The following is an 18,191-nucleotide window of genomic DNA, read 5'->3' on the forward strand; positions in this document are numbered from 1 at the left end:
ATGAACGCACCCCTCACGCCGACCACCATGCGGGCCGTCATCCAACGGGAATACGGAGGCCCGGACACGCTCTCCCTCAGTACCACACAGCCCATTCCCGAACCCGGACCTGGAGAAGTGCGTGTGCGCGTGCACGCCTCGTCCGTCGCGGCTGGCGATGTGCACATGATGACCGGCCGCCCCTATCTCATTCGCCTGTTCGGATACGGCGTGTTGGCCCCCAAGTATGGTCGCCCCGGACTCGATGTCAGCGGCGTGGTGGATGCGGTTGGCGAAGGCGTAACCCGGTTCAAGAAGGGCGATGAGGTCTACGGCGAACTCGAGCGTGGCGCATTCGCCGACTACGTGGTGGGTTCTCAGGACCTGCTGGCCAGGATGCCCAAAGGGCTGACCTTCGAGCAGGCTGGCGCGATTCCGACATCGGGCATGACCGCGCTGGCAGCCGTCAAAGAGCACGGCCAGGTCACCGCGGGCGATCGCGTTCTGGTCATCGGCGCGACAGGAGGTGTAGGCCACTTCGCACTGCAGATCGCTGTAGCCGAGGGCGCGGAGGTGCACGCCGTCTCCAGCGAACGCAACGCACCGCTGGCACGCGAACTCGGTGCTGCCCATGCGTTCGACTACAGAAAGGAGGACTTCTCCTCGACGGTGGCTGCTTACGATGTGGTCATCGACACCGCCGGCCGACTCCCTCTTGGAACCGCGCGCCGCATGCTCCGGCCGGGCGGCCGATGGGTGGCTGTGAGCGCCGGCAACCTGGGCGACTGGCTGGGGCCGATCCCGCGCATGCTGACGGCGGCGATGGGCAATCTCGGCAAGAGCGCCAAAATCATCAGCTTTATCACCATGCCCGGCGCGGAGAAGCTTGAGGAACTGGCAAGGCGTGTCGAACAGGGCACACTGCGCCCGGTGCTCCAGGAGACGTACGACCTCGAGCAGGCGCCTCGGGCCCTGGCCGATCAGGCCAGTGGCGGAGCCCGCGGCAAACGCGTGATCAGCGTGCGGTCCGCCGCATGAGCCGGAGAACTCCGCTCACCAGGGACCGCGTGCTGCGCGCGGCCGTCCGCGTTGCCGACGAGCACGGACTCGACGCACTAACCATGCGTCGCCTGGGCAAGGAGCTTGGTGTGGAGGCGATGTCGCTGTACAACCATGTCGCCAACAAGGATGCCGTCCTGGACGGCATCGTAGACCTGACTGTCGGAGAGATTGCCGTTCCTTCTACCATGTCGGGATGGCGATCCGCCATGGAACTGCGATGTCGAAGCGCCCGTGCGGTGCTGCTCGCCCACCGCTGGCTCGCCGGCCTGCTCATGTCGCGCGTCAACACAGGTCCGAATATGCTGCGCTATGTTGACGGTACCATCGGTGCACTCCGGGCCGGCGGATTTTCCATCGACCTTGTAGATCAGGCGTGGGGAATTCTGGACAGCTACGTCTACGGATTCGTGTTGCAGGAACTGGACTTTCCCATCGAAGAAGATGCCTACGCGGAGACCGCCGCGGCCTACCTGCCAATGCTCGAAACCCAGGCGCTGCCGCATCTGACCGAAATGACCCGGGCCGTCGCGGAGCGCCGGCATCACGGCCGACGTGACTTTGAACTCGGCCTGCAGCTGGTGCTGGATGGGTTGGAGAGGTTGCTGGACGGTTCGGAGGGGGGCCGCGCTATTTGATCAGCGTCAGAGCCCTCGTTGTGAGGCTGCCTGCCGCACGCAATACGCTATAGTACGTGCCGCTTGGAAGTCCGCCCGCGATGAATAGTACCTCATGGTGACCCGGCCCGACGGAGCCGTCCACGAGCGTGGCGACCCGGCGCCCTAGCTGGTCATACACGGACAGATTGACCTTGGTCGCTCGATCAACATAGTAGGGAATCGTGGTCTGGGGGTTGAACGGGTTCGGGTAGCTAGGGGATAGTCGAAACGCTGCGGGGCGATCGAGCTGATCATCGACACCCGTCCCCGTTCCGGAGGCCACACCGTAGAACAGGACATTGTCCAGGTAAACCGTACCCGGGTCTCCAGAAATAATCAACTGTGCCAGGTTCTCGCGAGACGCCAGCCCGGCAAAACTTGAGAGAGCAATGTCGATTGATACCCACGAACGCGCAGCCAATCCGGACGAGGCATCGAAAGTCAGCTCGTGCTCGGTATCGTCTCCTCCGTCAAATACCCCATTGGCACCAAAGTCTACCAGCTTCACCCTGACCGTGCCTGCGGTGACCTCGTCGGGTGTCCATAGGTCAAGCCGGAAATGCGTGTGACCGGACGCGTCAATTGGGGACGACGTGAACTCGATACCCGCGTAGTTAAGGTTCGTGTACTTCTTCAGCGCATTTCCTGCAATCTCGATGTCCTCAACATCGGCCTGGTCCCACTCGGCCGACCACGAGTCGACCGTCACATCCGCATAGGCGTCGGAAAAGAGAGAGGTCACCTCGCTGGACGGTTGGGTGGGCGTTGCGGCTACCGTTTCCGGTGCGGCCGCGACACGCGTCACGAAGTCATAGATCGTCGTGATTTCAGCATAGTCAGACAAAGGCTGTCCATTCGTGTTGGTCCAACCCGAGAACGCCTGTGCAGACTCGTACTCAACACCTTCCGATGTGTCATAGAGTCTGAGAGTGAAGGTCTCCGAGCCATCCATGCCCTCATCCGCCGAAGTTCTCGGCTCGTCGCCGTAAATGGTGAGGTCTATGTACCCGACCCCGGCGTTTACCTTGATGTATGCAGCACCCGCGACGTTTCCACCTTCATCCACCGCCGCGATCACGTCTTCAGCCTTGGCGGCAACACCTGAAATCGTCGCCTGCCCGCGAAACTTGGCAGCCTGAGTATTGGGTGTGAATGCATATGGCCCCACCGTTTGCTGAGCCTGTGTGGCGTCCACCTGGACGAGCACCAGAATGAAAACGGCAAGCGTGCCCTGTGTCAGGTTCTTCATAGCTCTATGGATCGGGTTACTTACTTCTGCAGTAGCATGCTGCCGAGCAGCGAGGTGCCTCCTGCCTCTAGGCGATAGAGGTACACGCCTGAAGCGAGTTCAGCAGCATTGAATTGGACTTCATGCCAACCCGGCGTCAGTTCCTGGTCTACCAGCCGTGCCACCTGCTGGCCGATCAGATTGAACACCGTCAGCTTTGCCCGGCCAGCCTCCGGGAGCGCGAATCTCAGCGTCGTGGAGGGGTTGAATGGGTTGGGATAGTTCTTGGCCAGCTCCACTTCTGAGGGCAGTTCCGCCTGCAGCGTCCGCGTGGCGCCGAGGTCGAGGCTCGTCGGGTCCAGGCTTGAACCAAACCGATGGCTACTCGTGATCTGCCAGCCCTCGGCAGAGAACGACAGCAACTCGCCGGCAAGTGCCCCATCCACGTCTTGCGTGCCAGGATCATCACCGTAGACTGCGGTGGTGCGAAGGCGTCCGTCGCTCGAGACCGAAAGCACCCCCACAAGAACACCCCTCGGGTCGTGGACCAGGATCTCCCGCGGCAGTTCGGATCCGTCAGAAGTCACCCTTCCGCCGACGGTCATGAAAACCGGGTTGGGGCGCAGCTGCTTCGGCTGCGTCTGAGTGTTCTGAGTGAGATGCCTTCCCGCGACAGCGCTCGATCCGGAAGATTCGTCATACCGGAAGCCACTCACGTCGTCTCGAACCTTCACCCAATAGCCGAGGCCGGTTTCCAGCGTGTCGAGGTCGTTTATGAAATCGGGGTCGGCGGGATTGAAGGTCTTGACGCCCCCTTGAAAGCCCGTGACAAACTCGAGAATGTCATCGGCTATCAGCGTCGCGAAGGCTTCTCTCACGGGTAAGGAACCCGTGCCCCAATACCCCACCAGATTCCACCCTTCGCATAGGGATAGACTGAAGTCTGAAGGCAGCCCCAACCCTTCTAGCTCGAGGGTCGCCGCCGCGCCTGATCTAAACCAGTATCCGCGACCTGCCTCCAGAGCGTTCAGGTCTTGTAGGAACGGGGGTCCCGTGGGATCGAAGGTGATTATGCCGCCCGGAGACGAGTCGGACGGACACCTGAACCCAGAGACGAAGGTGACGTCGGGGGCCCTCTGCGCTACCTCTTCGAGGGCGCCTGATGCCTCTGATGGCTGCACTACCGGCGACACCAGACTCCAGCCCTCCTCAAGGGTCAGAGACTGAACGCCAGACTGCGTGAAGTTGTAGATCTTGGATAAGTCCGAGTAGTCGGGAAGAGGCTGTCCGTTTGTATTCCTCCACCCGCCCAGGGCATGGGGGTAGACCAGGATTTGAGAGCCGGAGGAATCAAACAGCCTCAATGTGAAATCCTCGGACCCGGACATGCCCTCATCCACATCTGTGGTCGTCTCATCGTCGCCGTAGATTCGTAGGTTGATGTAAGCAACCCCACCGTCTATCGCGAGATCGCCTGCGCCAGCCACATTACCGTCCTCGTCTAGCGCCGCGATGCAGTCGTCCGACGTGGCCGGCTCCCCATCGACCTGGGCCTGACCGCGAATGGTGGCTACGAGGTTCGTCGGGCTCGCGGTCCAGGGACAGCCAACGGCTACCCCGGAGAGGAGAAACTCTAGCGGATTCGACTGATTGTCCGCCGTGTGCTGGACTGATAGCACGGCCGCTTGAGAGCCGAAAGTGCTGGGCGTGAAGAGGACTTGCAGGGTGTCGGTCAGTCCGGGTTCGATCGCAAAGGTGCTGCCTCCTCTCGCCACACTGAACGCGCCGTACTGATCACCTGAGATGGCGGGTGTGACTTCCAGCGCCACATTGCCTTCATTCATCAACACGACTTCGCGTACCGCCGTCTCGCCAATCTCGGTGCTGCCAAAGTTGGTGGAGTCCCGTGTCGGGCTTGCCAATCTGGCATCGGCCTCAAATCGGGCAGCCCAATCGTACATGAAGACGGAGGCCTCCGAGTTTGCTCCTGAACCCGTGTTGGCGTAGCGATAAAGGGGAGAATTCGTACTTACAGCGATGTCCTTGTCAAATCGGTAAATCACGTTGCGCTCCTTCACGCCGCCCACCCCGTCTGAGTAGGGATGCCAGATGTTTACGAGCGCGCCTCGACCCGGGTTAGCCACCGTTTCGATGCCGTCTGCGTACCACCAGTAATACGGGCTGTCATAGCCGGCCGCGCCCCAGTAGTCGTACTGCTCACGATTGCGAGGAAACGTCTTCGGTTGACCGGTGTCTCCCACGACTCGCCGTGTTAGCAAGCGCCCCTTGGGAGGAGCGGAGTTCGTGTTGTGCCAGATGGTCCTCGAATCAACCGTCACTTCCCAGAAATCTGAAGAAGCCTCTGTGCCGTTCCGCCGATTCCCCTCTGGCGCTACGCGCCGCGGCTCAAGGATCCACTCCGAGTATGCGAGGTTGAATCGGTACTCGCGCCCGTATCCGTCGAAGACCAACACGTAGAAGTATCCGCTGCTCGTGAACAGCCCGGACCCATCGTCGGGCCGAGTTCGACCGTCCCTCCCCCTGATGATCTCCGATCGAGAGACGGGGATATTGATATCCCGCCCCGCATAAAGCCCGTCGTCGTCCTCCAGCTTGGTATCGTCTGTCAAAAAGAGCAGACGTGCTTCCCCCACTCTCTTGAAATCCGGTAGTTCGTCAAAAGGAATGGTCGTCTGCGACTTCAGGCCGCCGTTGGTGGCGGCTCCGTTCCAAAGGACCCGCAGCGGATCGCTTACCCGGTCGAACCTGAACTGCGCTGTCTCGAGCGCCTGGCCATCGATCAGGAGTGCTACGGTAGAGCTTCCCCCGTTTGGCGCGAGCGCGGCGTGCATGTCCGCGGTCACTTCTCCGTCAGCCTGGTTGTCCACCGCTTCCAGCCGCCTGGCGGACTCTGCCTCGGAAAGCAGACCCTCCAGGGTGTTGTAGATCCGGACGCTTGACGTAGGTCGCGGGGGAAACTCAAGAGCGCCCTGGTCGACCGGGGTCAATTCAAGGTCAGCCACAGCCTGAAGACACTCCGGGATTCGGGTGTAGCACGTAACGGTCGCGTCGGCGATGAGCACGATGTTGGCTTCGCTGGCGGCCAGCCCTTCCTCGACCGCCGATCTACGTGCGCCTAGCGGGTACTGGAGCAACCGCAGTGCTACCGCTTGCACGTTGAGCTGCTGCTCCATCTGGACGGATAGGGACTCCCGTGCACCCAGGATGGCCGCCTCGAGCATGGGCCACGGTCCCGGCGAGTAACCAAGGTCCGTGTATGGCGCATAGTGGTATCGAATTGGCTTGGGCCCGTTCGGGTCTTCAAGTTGGGTCAGAAATCCGGTCTGGGAGTAGTCTATCAGCGCGGCGACCACCCCAAGGCACCGACCGAAGTTGCCGGTGAGACACTGCGTAGTACCCTGCCCTCCGCCCTCTCCAAGCAATTCTTTCGCCTGAGAAGCGATGCCCCCTATTTGGGTCACCGACACGCTGATCCGCGCGTCTCTGCTCAGAGCTTTCTCGTACGCCGAGAGGTTCTTACTTGCGCTTCCCCAAGGGCCCTCAATGCTGAAGGATGCCCTGAAGTCTTCCAGATCCTCGCGAGAGGAAAAATCGATGCGAACCGAGAACATCAGGTAGGCACCGTAATCGATCTGCGAGATGAAGGAGCTCCCGCATTTCTCCGCGAACCCACCTGGATTGCCGGTCGGATCCGGCGTGTTGGCCGTCAGCGTGGCGTCCCCTGCGATTCGCTCAGAGCCGAGCGTGTAGTCTGCCGCATAGTTGACGCCTATTGAGAAGCCCGAGGTTTCCGTTTCCCGCAGGTAGTTGAGCGTTGCGGAGGCCTTGGTCACCTTCCAGTTGTAACTGCCTTGTAGATCCAGTCCAAACTTCTTTTTGATGTCGGACTGGCGAATTCGGCCGGAGAGGTCGATGAAGAACGTTTCCCCACCCTCTAGGCTGGTCGGGGCCGTGACACAAGCGGCGGCAGAAATCTGCTCCGCTGTAGGGTCGTAGGCGCTGAACATGGAGGCGGTCTCCACGAACGGACTGAGTTCACCCCGAAGCGCTTGCGATGCCGCGTCGTGCGGCCAAAGAAGGAGGAATGAGCAGATGGCAAGTATGAGGACTCTCATGGTGTATGGGCTCCTGACTATCTCTTGCCCGACTACTCCCACCACCTTCGTCCGCGTGCAGACTTCGCGCTGAATAAATCTGAATCCCCGGTGACATCCCGGCCCGATGTCTTCGGGGGGAGGGGCCGCTGGCGGCCACCGCGATCGATCAGGATCGTCTTGTGGATGCTCGAACAGATGCGGCCCGCTGAGCGCGCCGCAAGTGGTCGATCGCTGTGTGACGTACCGGCCGGTCCGAGCTAGCGCAATTCTTCCACAACGGAGGTGCTTTCACTGGGGCATCCGCTCGTCCACCGTCAATGTTGTGAAGTCGAAGCCGCCCATCGGCCAGCACCTCAGGCAGCCACGCAACCGCCTTCCTTCAGCACTCGTTTCTGCGACGGGGGGTACGCTGCGATCAGGCGTTTGGGCCGAATCGGACGCGGTACGAAGTTGCCGCCGCAGTTCGGACACGTGCCCTGGAGCACACCATCGACGCAGTCTCGGCAGAACGTGCACTCGAACGTGCAAATCAGCGCATCGGCGGAGTCGAAGGGCAGGTCGCGATCACAGCACTCGCAGTTTGGGCGGATTTCGAGCATGAGATGGCAGGTTCGGATTTGCGGTGTGTCGTCGGAGGACGTACGGGCCATTCACCCCCGAGTGTCAAGCTGGGCCTGTGCCCGCATTTGGGGCCGAGCGGCCGCCAATCGCATCGGCGGGGATCATGCGCCTTCCTGCCAGCTACAAGCGCGCTGCTAACGCGCGTGGTGGTGCTCCAATGAACATGCTTACGGTCGAGGGCCTGAGAAAAAGCTTCGGCATGAAGCCGCTGCTGGAAAACGTCACGTTCGGCCTTGGAGTGGACGAAAAGATGGGCCTCATCGGAGCCAACGGTTCTGGCAAGTCCACCCTCTTGCGCATCATATCCGGAGAGGAAACGGCCGATGGGGGGCGCGTCTGGATTCCACCTCGATCCAGAGTGGCGATGCTCTCGCAGAATCCCGAATTCGATCCCGCACATACGGTTCTCGATGCCGTGTTCGACGCGGACGACCCCGCGCTTCGGCTCATGCATGACTATGAAGAGGCAGCCCATCGACTGGCGCGCGGCGACGACTCCGTTCTGGATCGGGTGACCGAGCTCAGTCATCAGCTCGATGTGTCGGGCGGTTGGGATCGGGAGGCCGCGGCCAGGGCCGTTCTGGACCGACTTGGGCTGACCGACGTCGCGGCCCGGGTGAACACGCTGTCCGGCGGGCAGCGAAAGCGCGTGGCTCTAGCCCGGGCGCTCATTCTGGAGCCGGACCTTCTCATTCTGGACGAGCCCACCAACCACCTGGACACCGCGACGATAGACTGGCTGGAGAAGTGGCTGATCCGCTATTCGGGCGCACTATTGCTGGTGACCCACGACCGGCACTTCCTGGACCGTGTGACGAACCGCATGCTGGAAGTACACCCGGGCGGGGTGACGCGGTATGAGGGCAACTACCAGCGCTATCTGGAGCTGAAGGAAGAGGCCGATCGGCTGGCCGAGGCCACCGAGCGGACCCGGCAGAACCTGGCGCGACGGGAGCTGGCGTGGCTGCGTCGGGGGCCCAAGGCGCGCACGTCCAAAGCGAAGTATCGCGTTGAGCGCGCCAAGGCGTTGCAGGAGGCGTCGGGCGCGGGAAAGGACCCATCGCTCGCGCTGTCAGCCGCGTCTACCCGACTCGGCAACAAGGTGATCGACCTGGAGCGGGTTACGAAGACGTTCGATGGGCGGACCGTGGTCGACCGGTTCTCGCGCTCTTTCAAGCGCGATGACCGCATCGGCATCATTGGGCCCAACGGGAGCGGCAAGACGACGCTATTGGAGATGATCTCGGGTCGCCTGGAGCCTGATTCGGGCTCCGTACTGCGAGGAGCCACCACCGTGATTGGATATTTCGACCAGGAGGGTCGGCCGCTGAAGGAGGAGTTGCGGGTGATCGATACGGTGACCGAAGTGGCCGAGAGCGTGCGCACAGCGGACGGTGCGGTGATCTCTGCCAGCCAGATGCTGGAGCGCTTTCTGTTTCCGCCTGCGGTCCAGTACACACCGGTGGCCAAGCTGTCCGGCGGAGAACGGCGGCGGCTGCATCTCTTGTTGGTGCTGATGGAAGCGCCGAACGTGCTGCTCCTGGATGAGCCGACGAATGATCTGGACATCCCGACGCTGGCGGCACTGGAGGAGTACCTGGACACGTTTCAGGGGGTGCTGATTGCGGTGTCGCACGACCGGTGGTTTCTGGACCGCACGGTGGATCACATCCTGCGCTTTGGTGAGGATGGGGAGGTTCGGGCGTATCCGGGGGACTATTCGGCCTATCTGGAGCAGAGTGCTCGCGAAGAGGCTGCGGTGGCGGCGGCGGCTTCGAGGCCATCGCCCAAGGCTGTGGCACCGAAAAAGAAGGCGGCCGGGCGGGCTGACGGGAAGCTCTCGTTCAAGGAGAAACGGGAGCTCGAGGATGTGGAGGCGCGCATTGAGGCGGGCGAGGCTCGCAAGGAGCAGTTGGAGGCCGAGCTCGGGGGGGCCGGAGGGGAATTCGAGACGCTGGAGCGGTTGTCGAGGGAGCTTGGTGAGCTGAGCGATCAGCTGGACCGGGACGTGGAGCGCTGGGCGGAGCTTTCGGAGCGGGCATAGGCGACCGGACCGATTGCGGAACCCCCGGGAGGTGCTGCGATTGGGTTGATTTCGTTATCGAGTTTTTGAGACATGGAACGCACTCGCTCTGCCAGTCCTGTCACCACGGACGAAGGTCTCGCAGCCGACGAAATCGAGCTGGCAGGCGTGGCCGACGATTCTGCCTCTGACGGCCAGTTTGATCCGGCGGAGGCAAAGGCCATCTGGAGCATCGCATCACGTCTTCAGGCCGAGGCAAGCCGACGCCTGGACGAGCGCAGTCGGGTGATTGCCGAGTCATCCGGCACGCCTTCCCAGTCGTTTTCCCTGGACGAAATCAGGCACATTGGGGATGAGGCGGGCATCAATGCGCAGTTCATCGACCTTGCCGTTCGCCAGCATGCGGCCCAGAAACTGGATGTCGGAGCCCCCAGCCCCGAGCAGGTGGCCCTCGCCGAGCGATTGCTCGGGTCGAACGAAGAGCAGATCAGCATCTCCCGCGTGATCCACGCCGACAGGGAATCGGTGCTGAAGGCGGTCGAGGACATCTTCACCAGTGAGCGATACAACCTCCAGCTGGTCGAGGCCATCGGCGACCCCCGCAACCTGGCCGATTCCACCCTGATTTTCCGGGTGCCCACATCCGAGATCATGACAGCTGCCGGCGGAATCAACTCGTTCGCCTACGCGATGAGCCACTCCACGCTCAATCGCATGACCGCCACGCTCCACGAGATCGATGCCGAGCGCACCGAGGTATCCCTTCAGGTCGACCTGTCGGCAAGCAAATGGCGCAGCTTCAGAGTCGGCGGCTGGATAAGTGGCGGCATGGCTGCGTTCACCGCCCTGATGACGGCCCTGATCGCTGCCAATAAGTCCGCGATGGGGTGGGTCGGCATTGCGGGGCTGACCGCTTCGATCTCAGCTGCGGTGGGCCTGGCCTTCGGATGGGCAACCGGGTGGGGATACCGCTACGGACTGCGCAAGGGCAAGCAGGCGATGCAGGATCTGCTGGGTGCCGTGGATATTGAGGCGCGGACTGGAGGGTTTGGGCGTAGGTAGTCCTCGCGAGCCGTTGCGCCAGGTGGATTCGTGGGTTTAACACTCTGCGCGATTCGGCCGATGAACACGGGTGCCCACCAGCCCGATTGATCATGCAGTATCCCAAGACCACCTCCACCACAGCTGTTCTGCTGATTCTGCTATTGGCCGGCGCAGTGAGTCCCGACACCTCGGCCCGTCTTGTCCAGCCCCTTTATGAGCGCATCGCCGAGGGACCCAAGCAACAGCGAGCGAAGGAGCAGATGCGCCAGGAGCGCTGGGAGGCACTTGAGACTCTTGCACGGCTTGGTGATACCAATAGCATGAACAGGGTGGTCAGTCACTTGCTCAACCCTGTCGACGAGCGTCTACCCGAGTTACCTGCCGATTCTTCCCGCGCTTGGCAACTACTTGAGGATGCGGCCGCGCGCGGCTCTTTCTGGGCGGCGTACTCGCTTTGGAACGGAGGCCGCTGGTCTCTTGAGCAGCTGGAGGACCAGCCGGGAGCCATCTCGTTTCCGGAGGTAGTTGCGGGTGCGCGAGATCGGGAGTCGTTGACCGCTGACTAGGCGCGGACGTTTTCCTCAGGCTACCCGCAACCTGCGCATCCAGTCCGCCGGGATCGCTTGCTGCAGTCGCCAGGTCACGTTCATGGGGCGCTCGCCGTGGTGCTTCACATACTCGACCGGACCAAGGAAGAAGTAGGGCGCCGTGGCTCCGTACTCCGTCTTGCGGGCCTCGCGCACAAAGAGAAGCGGCGTGATCCCCAACTCCCGGTGCTGCCAGTGCCGCTTGCCTTTCTCCGTCTCCGGACGCGTTGTGGCCTGCGACTGCCAGTGGAATTCGGTCGGTGTGAGGGCATAGTCCTCGTACATGGTCGAGGGCGAGTAGTCCTTCTCCGACTTGTTGACAGTCACGAAGAGCAGATTCGCTCCGGACTCCGGGTCGAACACCACGCCCTCTCGCGGCTGATACAGCACGCCCTTCTTGGTGAAATCGAAGGACGCCATGATCTCATCCCGTGAGTAGCGACAGTGGAGCTTAAGGGGCACATCCGGCAGGTGGTCGAATTCACGAGGGACGTGGTCCACGCGCTCGAGAAGGAGTTCAAGCAATTCTGCCAGCTCCGTGCAAATAGCTGGGTGCTGCCGGAGGAGTGCCTCGGCAGCGTCGAGGTCCCGATAGGCTTCTGCTCCGAGCAGGCTCACCAGCAACATCGCCCGACCCCGGGGCGAGTAGCCTTCCCAGGAGTGTCCCTGCGCAAATCGTCGCGACGCGATGAGCCAGTCCGGGTCGTCCATATGCAGGATGCGCCCGAGGGCTTTTCCGAGGCTGTCCTGCTTGGGACCCGCGCCTTGGGAAGTGCCTCCGGCTGCATCGCGCAAGTCAGTCATGAAGCGACCGCCGCGGTAGAGGTCTTCTAGCTCCAGGCCGACCTCCTCCAAGAAGGTCGCAAGCGGCATGTCGGGACCGAGTCTTCTCAGCTCGGAGACCAGGGATCGTTTGTCCGCGCCTACCGTGCGCCGGAGGTTCTCCAGCACGATCTCGCGACTCTGCCGATCCAGCTTGATGCTGCATCCGCTCGGAAGGAGTGGAAAGCCCTGTTCCACCTGCTTGCGGACTCGTCCTCGACCCATGCCGAGCAGGGTGCCAAATCGCTTATCAAACCGGTACTCCTTGCGGGCATTGCCAACGAAGTCGAGCACCGTGAGGCACTCCTTGTCCTCGAACAGCCGAAGCCCGCGCCCAAGTTGTTGCATGAACACCGTCGCGCTTTCCGTCGGCCGCAGAAAGAGCACCGTATCGACCTCGGGGATGTCTACGCCCTCGTTGAAGAGATCGACCACAAAGATGACGTTCAGCTTCCGGGACTGCAGTTGGGCGATGGCGCCTTGTCGCTCCGCGGACGGGGTGTCGGCCGTGAGCGCGAGACTGGGCACGCCCGCCCGGTTGAACGCGTCCGCCATGAAATGCGCATGCGCCTTGCTCACGCAGAAGCCGAGTGCGCGCACTTCCGCCACTGAACGCACACTTTCCTCCAGCGCACCGAGCACCATATTGGCACGGAGGACATCGCCCGTGTAGAGGTTTTCGAGTTCGGAGACGTCGTACTTGCCCTGCCGCCAGGCCAGCTGCGTCAGGTCCGTGTTGTCGTGCACACCGAAGTAGTGGAACGGGACTAGGAGTCCGCGCTCGATGGCATCCCAGATCCGGAGTTCGGATGCCACGTGGTCGTCGAACCAGTGCTTGACGGACCGGCCGTCTGCGCGCTCCGGGGTGGCGGTGAGGCCGAGCAGCTGACGAGGTTTGAGGTGGTTCAGTAGCCTGGAGTAGGTGGGCGCGGCCGCGTGGTGGAATTCGTCGACGATCACCATGTCGAACGACGCGGGGTCCAGGTCCGACAATTCGATCTGCGCCAGGGATTGCACAGAGGCGAACACGTGATGGCCTTCCTCCGGCTTCAGGCCCGCAACCAGGAGTTCGCCGAACGAACCGTCTCTCAGAACATGTCGAAACGTGCGCCGGCTCTGCCTGAGGATCTCCTGGCGATGGGCTACGAACAGGAGTGACTCGACCTCCTTTCGCTTCTTGAGCCGCTTGTAGTCCAGGGCCGCGACCACGGTCTTGCCCGTCCCGGTCGCTGCTACGACAAGGTTGCGAGATCTGCCGCGGACTGTTCGCTCCACCTCAAGCCGGTCGAGGATTTCCTGCTGAAACGGGTACGGCCGGATGTCGAAGTACGTGATGGGCAGTTCGCGATCCGGACCGTCCCGCTCCTTGCTGATGGCCCGCGCGAAGTTCTTTCGCTGCTCCTCGGACCCGTCATAGGGGACGAATTCGCCATCACCCCAGTAGTTGTTGAACGTCGCCTCGAACTTCTGCACGATGCGCGCTGCATCTACCTGGGAGACGCGCACGTTCCACTCAAGGCCGTCCGTCTGCGCGGTCGCGGAGAGATTCGACGATCCGATGTACGCCGTCGAGTAGCCGGTCTCCCGATGGAGCAACCAGGCTTTGGCGTGAAGGCGCGTTCTGCGCGTGTCGTAGGAGACGCGGATCTCGGCGCCGAGATCGAGCAGAAAGTCGAGTGCCTTCTGGTCCGTCGAGCCCAGGTAGGTCGTGGTCAGCACGCGCATCGCCCGACCCCGCTTGAGGTGCTTGCTCAACGCGTCTCGCATCAGCCGAACCCCGCCCCATTTCACAAAGGAGCAGATCAGGTCGATGCGGTCCGCAGACTCGATCTCCTGGATGAGTTCGTGGCCGATGCGGTATTCGTCCCGCGCGTTGACGAGGAGTTCCGACTGCGAGAGCGGAATGCCAGGGCGCGGAGGCGGCTCCTGATTCGGCTGGAGGACGGCCTGGAGGATCTCATGCTGGACGTGATCCTCGGAGTCGACCGCGGCCGGGATCACGCCATGCACCGTCTCGAGAATCCGGTTGGCCAGGTGCACCTGGTTCTCCAGGCGCTTCGTGCGGGGAAGCGCACGGAGGGCGGCCTGGACTGCGTCACCGATGTACTGCGCCAGGAGGATGTGGGCCTCGTCGGCGTCGAGCTTGCTGAGCTGGGCGGCGGCGTTCTCCGTGGCGCGCTCTAGTTCAGTGCGGAGTCGGTTGGTGACTACGCGCTCGTAGAGGCCATATGGGAGATGTTCCTGCGCCAAAGCTCTACGGGAGAGGTTAGAGATCGAGTACGCCGGGGGCAATGATCGCCCGCGGCCGAATTCAATCGCTACTACCGACCTGAGGGTCTCGGCCCGTTGGCCGCGTGTTTCTTCCTGACCGGACCATCATATTGGACTACCACAACAGTCCCACCACATTTCGTGCGCAAGACCGGCTCCAAAACTGTCCTCTCAGCCTCGGACCTCACCAACCACCTGGGCTGCCGCCATCTCACGCAGCTGAACCTGAGCGCCATCCGCGGCGAGCGGGCCAAGCCCACGTATCACAACGACGCGCTGGCACTCCTTCAAGAGCGCGGACGACGGTTTGAGGCAGACTATGTTGCGCACATTGAGGCAACGGGCGCCGACGTGCGCAACCTCAACGTCCCGCAGGACCTCCCCCGCGACAAGAAAGAGACCGCGAGACTGAAAGCGATCGAGCGCACGCTGCAAGCCATGCGGGACGGCGCCGACTTCATTGTCCAGGCTCGCCTGGTCCATGGCGATTGGCTTGGCATCGCCGACGTGCTGCGCAAAGTCCCCGGCACCAGCGCGCTGGGCGACTGGCACTACGAGCCCATCGACACCAAGCTGGCCTCGGAAACCAAGGGCTCGACGGTTCTGCAACTCTGCCTGTACGCCGACCTCCTGAAAGAACTGCAGGGACGCATGCCAGAGTTTGTACACGTCGTGCGCCCCGGCGCGGACTTCCAGCTGGAATCTTTTCGTTTCAACGACTTCGGCGCCTACTACCGATTGGTGAAGCGGCGGCTTCAGGAAACGGTCCAAGCCGCCCCACGCCGCACGTACCCCGAGCCCTGCGCGAAGTGTGACATCTGCGATTGGTGGAAGCACTGCGACACGAAGCGGCGCGAGGATGACCACCTGTCGCTGGTTGCTGGCGTGACTCGCCTGCACCGTGTTGAATTGGAGAGCCAGGGCATCACGCAGTTGGAGCCCTGGGCCGAGGCGGCGCACGCCTTGCCCGCGCGGCCGAGCCGTGGGTCACGCGAGGGCTTCGAGCGCGCACACCTGCAGGCCCGCGCCCAGCTGGAGACCCGGCGGACGGGTGCCATTCACCGCGAGCTCATCGTCCATGAACCCGGTCGTGGATTGGCCATGCTGCCCGCCCCGGACAAGGGGGACGTATTCTTCGACATCGAGTCCGACAACTTCGTCGAGGGTGGCGGGCTCGAATACCTGTTCGGGCTGTACTACAAGTCCGACGGAGCCTGGGAGTACCGGCCGATCTGGGCCACGGACCGGGCCGAGGAACGGCGCGCGTTCGAGGAGACCGTGGATTTTCTCATCAAGCGCTTCGAAGAATATCCAGACGCCCACATCTACCATTTCTCACCCTACGAAAAGGCCACGCTCAGCCGGCTGATGGGACGTCATGGCAGTCGCGAGGACGAGGTCGACCAGCTGCTTCGCGGGCTGCGCTTCGTGGACTTGATGGCGGTCACCAAGCAGGGTGTGCGGGCGGGTATCGAGGGATACGGGCTCAAGGAGTTGGAGCCACTTGTCGGATTCGAACGGGCGGCCCCGCTGCCGGAAGTCCGCAAGGCGCTCCGGACGGCCGCGTGGGACCTGGAGTTGGGCCGCGACATCGATGACGACGTGCGCGCAACCATCGAGGCGTACAACCGGGAGGACTGTGCGTCCACGCTGGTGTTGAGAGACTGGCTCGAGGAGCGTCGTGCGGAGCTGGTGGCGGAGGTGGGTCCGATTGATCGGCCGGAGCCGAATGACGGTACGTCAGAGACCAGCAAGGACCGGGCGGAGGAGGTCGCAGCGGTGTTCGAGGCGCTGGTGGCGGGCGTGCCTGAAGCCGCGGCCAATCGCAGCGCCGAACAGCAAGCGCGATGGCTCCTCGCGCACATGCTGGAATACCACTGGCGCGAGGACAAGGTCACGTTTTGGGACAAGTTCCGACTGTCGGACCTCGACGCCGAGTGCCGGGAACGAGACCGGCACGGAGTGGCGGGGCTTGAGTTGCTGGAGACGCTCGAAGTGTCCAGGCAGGGCATCCCGACCAATCGCTACCGTTACCCCGAGCAGGAGCTGTCGGCCAAGCCGGACAAGGACGTCTGGGTGACGTCGGAGCAGCGTCTGGGGCACGTGGTGGCCGTGGACATCTCGGAGCGCACCATCGACATCAAGCACACCAGGAAGACCAAGGAGCTGGCGCCGTCGGACGTGTTTCTCTGGGACCTCATCCCGGCGAAGCGACTACGCGAGACCCTGCTAGAACTCGGAAAGCAGGTGGCGTCGGACGACTTTTCGGGCGATGGGCCCTCCGTGGCCGGGCGCCGGTTGCTGCTGAATGAACCTCCGCGACTGGAGGACAACTATAGGGGCCCGCTGCGACGCCATGGGGAAGAACTCCTGTCGGCAGCCATCCGTCTTGCCGAGGGGTTGGATCACGGCGTGCTGCCCATCCAAGGGCCGCCGGGCACGGGCAAGACCTACATCGGTGCCCACATGATCGCGCACCTGGCGGCGGCCGGTTTTCGCATCGGCGTCACGGCGGTGAGTCACAAGGTGATCGAGAACATGCTTCTGAACGTGCGTGAGGCGGATGCGGACCGCGAGGTGGCCCACAAGTCTGACGACGTCCCCGACGATCCCGGCTACCATGAGATCGGGAATGATGACGTGATCGACGCGCTGGCTCACGGAAGGGTGGTCGGCGGGACCGTGTGGCTGTGGGCCCGGCCCGAGCTGGCTGAGCAGGTGGATTTCCTGTTCGTCGACGAGGCCGGGCAGATGGCTCTGGCCAACACGCTGGTGGCATCCCGAGCGGCCCGCAACCTGGTGCTGTTGGGTGATCCGCAGCAGTTGGAGCAGCCTCAGCAGGGGTCGCATCCAGAAGGAGCCGACGTAGCGACGCTTGTGCATGTCCTGAACGGCCGCGATACGATACCCGACGACCGTGGGCTCTTTCTTGACGAAACCTGGCGTCTGCATCCGGACATCTGCCGGTTCACCTCCGAGATGTACTACCAGGGACGGTTGCGCTCACGGGAGGATCTGGCGCGGCAGCGCATCAACGGGCCTACCCGGTTTGCCGGGTCCGGCCTGTTCTATGAGCCGGTGGAGCATTTCGGCAATCAGAGCGGCTCACCAGAAGAGGTGGCCGCAGTCGCGGCGATTATCGATGAGCTGACGGCGGCGGGCGTGACGTGGACCGACCGACAGGGCGAGGCGCGTGCGCTCACCATCGACGACATCCTGGTTGTCGCGCCGTACAACGATCAGGTCGGCGCTTCGGTGCGGGAGCTTCCGGATGGAGCCCGGGTGGGCACCGTGGACAAGTTTCAGGGTCAGGAAGCGCCGGTTGTGATCTATTCGATGGCGAGTTCGAGTGCGGAGGACGCGCCGAGGGGGATGAGTTTCTTGTACTCGCCGAATCGGCTAAACGTGGCGACCAGCAGGGCTAGATGTGTTTGTGTGCTGGTGGCGTCGCCGGCGGTGTTGGAGCCGGAGTGTGTGAGTGTGGAGGCGATGCGGTGGGCTAATGGGGTTTGTGCGTTTGGGGAGAGGAGTGGTGTGAGCGAAGTCGATGGGTGATCCGAATGCGTTTGGAACAGATGCCTACTTTGCGTGCTCTCCCACTAATTAACGATTACCAAAGCTGTCAACCCGCCGCCGTGCCGAAACTGATACGACCTTGATCGCAATGAGGAGCTTCTCCGAATACCGCCGGCATGAAGTTTCACTTTTACCTGTTCGAAGGTGGGGACAATCTCGATGCGAGACACCTTGACCATGTCTCGTGTGACGCGAACTCTGCGG

Annotated in this window: 10 protein-coding genes; 6 read left to right on the top strand and 4 right to left on the bottom strand. The window is 62.6% G+C overall.

All coding sequences use genetic code 11. From position 1 onward, the window contains the following. Together JJ896_03310 and JJ896_03315 are read left to right on the top strand one after the other, a co-directional pair. Nucleotides 1-1,017, top strand: a complete 1,017-nt coding sequence (locus JJ896_03310; protein ID MBO6778662.1) for an NAD(P)-dependent alcohol dehydrogenase — start codon at nt 1-3, stop codon at nt 1,015-1,017. Beyond that, the gene (locus JJ896_03315; GenBank protein ID MBO6778663.1) at nt 1,014-1,676 is read left to right on the top strand and encodes a TetR/AcrR family transcriptional regulator C-terminal domain-containing protein; all 663 of its coding nucleotides are present in this window, start codon (nt 1,014-1,016) and stop codon (nt 1,674-1,676) included. The genes JJ896_03310 and JJ896_03315 overlap by 4 nt, the downstream gene beginning before the upstream one ends. Here the strand turns inward: JJ896_03315 and JJ896_03320 are convergent. The 3 genes from JJ896_03320 to JJ896_03330 all read right to left on the bottom strand — a co-directional run bounded on the left by JJ896_03320 (nt 1,669) and on the right by JJ896_03330 (nt 7,693). After that, complete coding sequence (locus JJ896_03320) at nt 1,669-2,946, bottom strand: hypothetical protein (protein MBO6778664.1); 1,278 nt, start codon at nt 2,944-2,946, stop codon at nt 1,669-1,671. The genes JJ896_03315 and JJ896_03320 overlap by 8 nt on opposite strands. Nucleotides 2,947-2,966: 20 nt before the next feature. Beyond that, on the bottom strand, nt 2,967-7,061 hold the full coding sequence (locus JJ896_03325; protein ID MBO6778665.1) for a choice-of-anchor D domain-containing protein: 4,095 nt from the start codon (nt 7,059-7,061) through the stop codon (nt 2,967-2,969). A gap of 335 nt (nt 7,062-7,396) precedes the next feature. Further along, the gene (locus JJ896_03330; protein MBO6778666.1) at nt 7,397-7,693 is read right to left on the bottom strand and encodes a DUF1272 domain-containing protein; all 297 of its coding nucleotides are present in this window, start codon (nt 7,691-7,693) and stop codon (nt 7,397-7,399) included. A 128-nt stretch (nt 7,694-7,821) separates the two neighbouring features. Here JJ896_03330 and JJ896_03335 point away from each other — a divergent pair, with 128 nt between their 5' ends. The 3 genes from JJ896_03335 to JJ896_03345 all read left to right on the top strand — a co-directional run bounded on the left by JJ896_03335 (nt 7,822) and on the right by JJ896_03345 (nt 11,297). After that, a complete protein-coding gene (locus JJ896_03335; GenBank protein MBO6778667.1) occupies nt 7,822-9,708 on the top strand; it encodes an ABC-F family ATP-binding cassette domain-containing protein in 1,887 nt (628 codons plus the stop codon). Nucleotides 9,709-9,780: 72 nt separating this feature from the next. Then, entirely contained in the window at nt 9,781-10,749 is a 969-nt protein-coding gene (locus JJ896_03340; protein MBO6778668.1) for a hypothetical protein, read from the top strand. Between the two features lie 92 nt (nt 10,750-10,841). Continuing rightward, complete coding sequence (locus tag JJ896_03345; protein MBO6778669.1) at nt 10,842-11,297, top strand: hypothetical protein; 456 nt, start codon at nt 10,842-10,844, stop codon at nt 11,295-11,297. Nucleotides 11,298-11,312: 15 nt separating this feature from the next. Here JJ896_03345 and JJ896_03350 read toward each other — a convergent pair whose 3' ends face one another. After that, nucleotides 11,313-14,390 (bottom strand): DUF3427 domain-containing protein, encoded by a 3,078-nt coding sequence (locus JJ896_03350; GenBank protein ID MBO6778670.1) that lies wholly within the window; start codon nt 14,388-14,390, stop codon nt 11,313-11,315. A 162-nt stretch (nt 14,391-14,552) separates the two neighbouring features. On the opposite strand from JJ896_03350, the gene JJ896_03355 reads away from it, so the two are divergent. Next, nucleotides 14,553-17,966: a TM0106 family RecB-like putative nuclease gene (locus JJ896_03355; GenBank protein ID MBO6778671.1), complete on the top strand. Its 3,414-nt coding sequence runs from the start codon at nt 14,553-14,555 to the stop codon at nt 17,964-17,966. Nucleotides 17,967-18,191 lie beyond the last annotated feature (225 nt).

The sequence above is a fragment of the Rhodothermales bacterium genome (assembly GCA_017643395.1).
GTDB lineage: Bacteria > Bacteroidota > Rhodothermia > Rhodothermales > UBA10348 > JABDJZ01.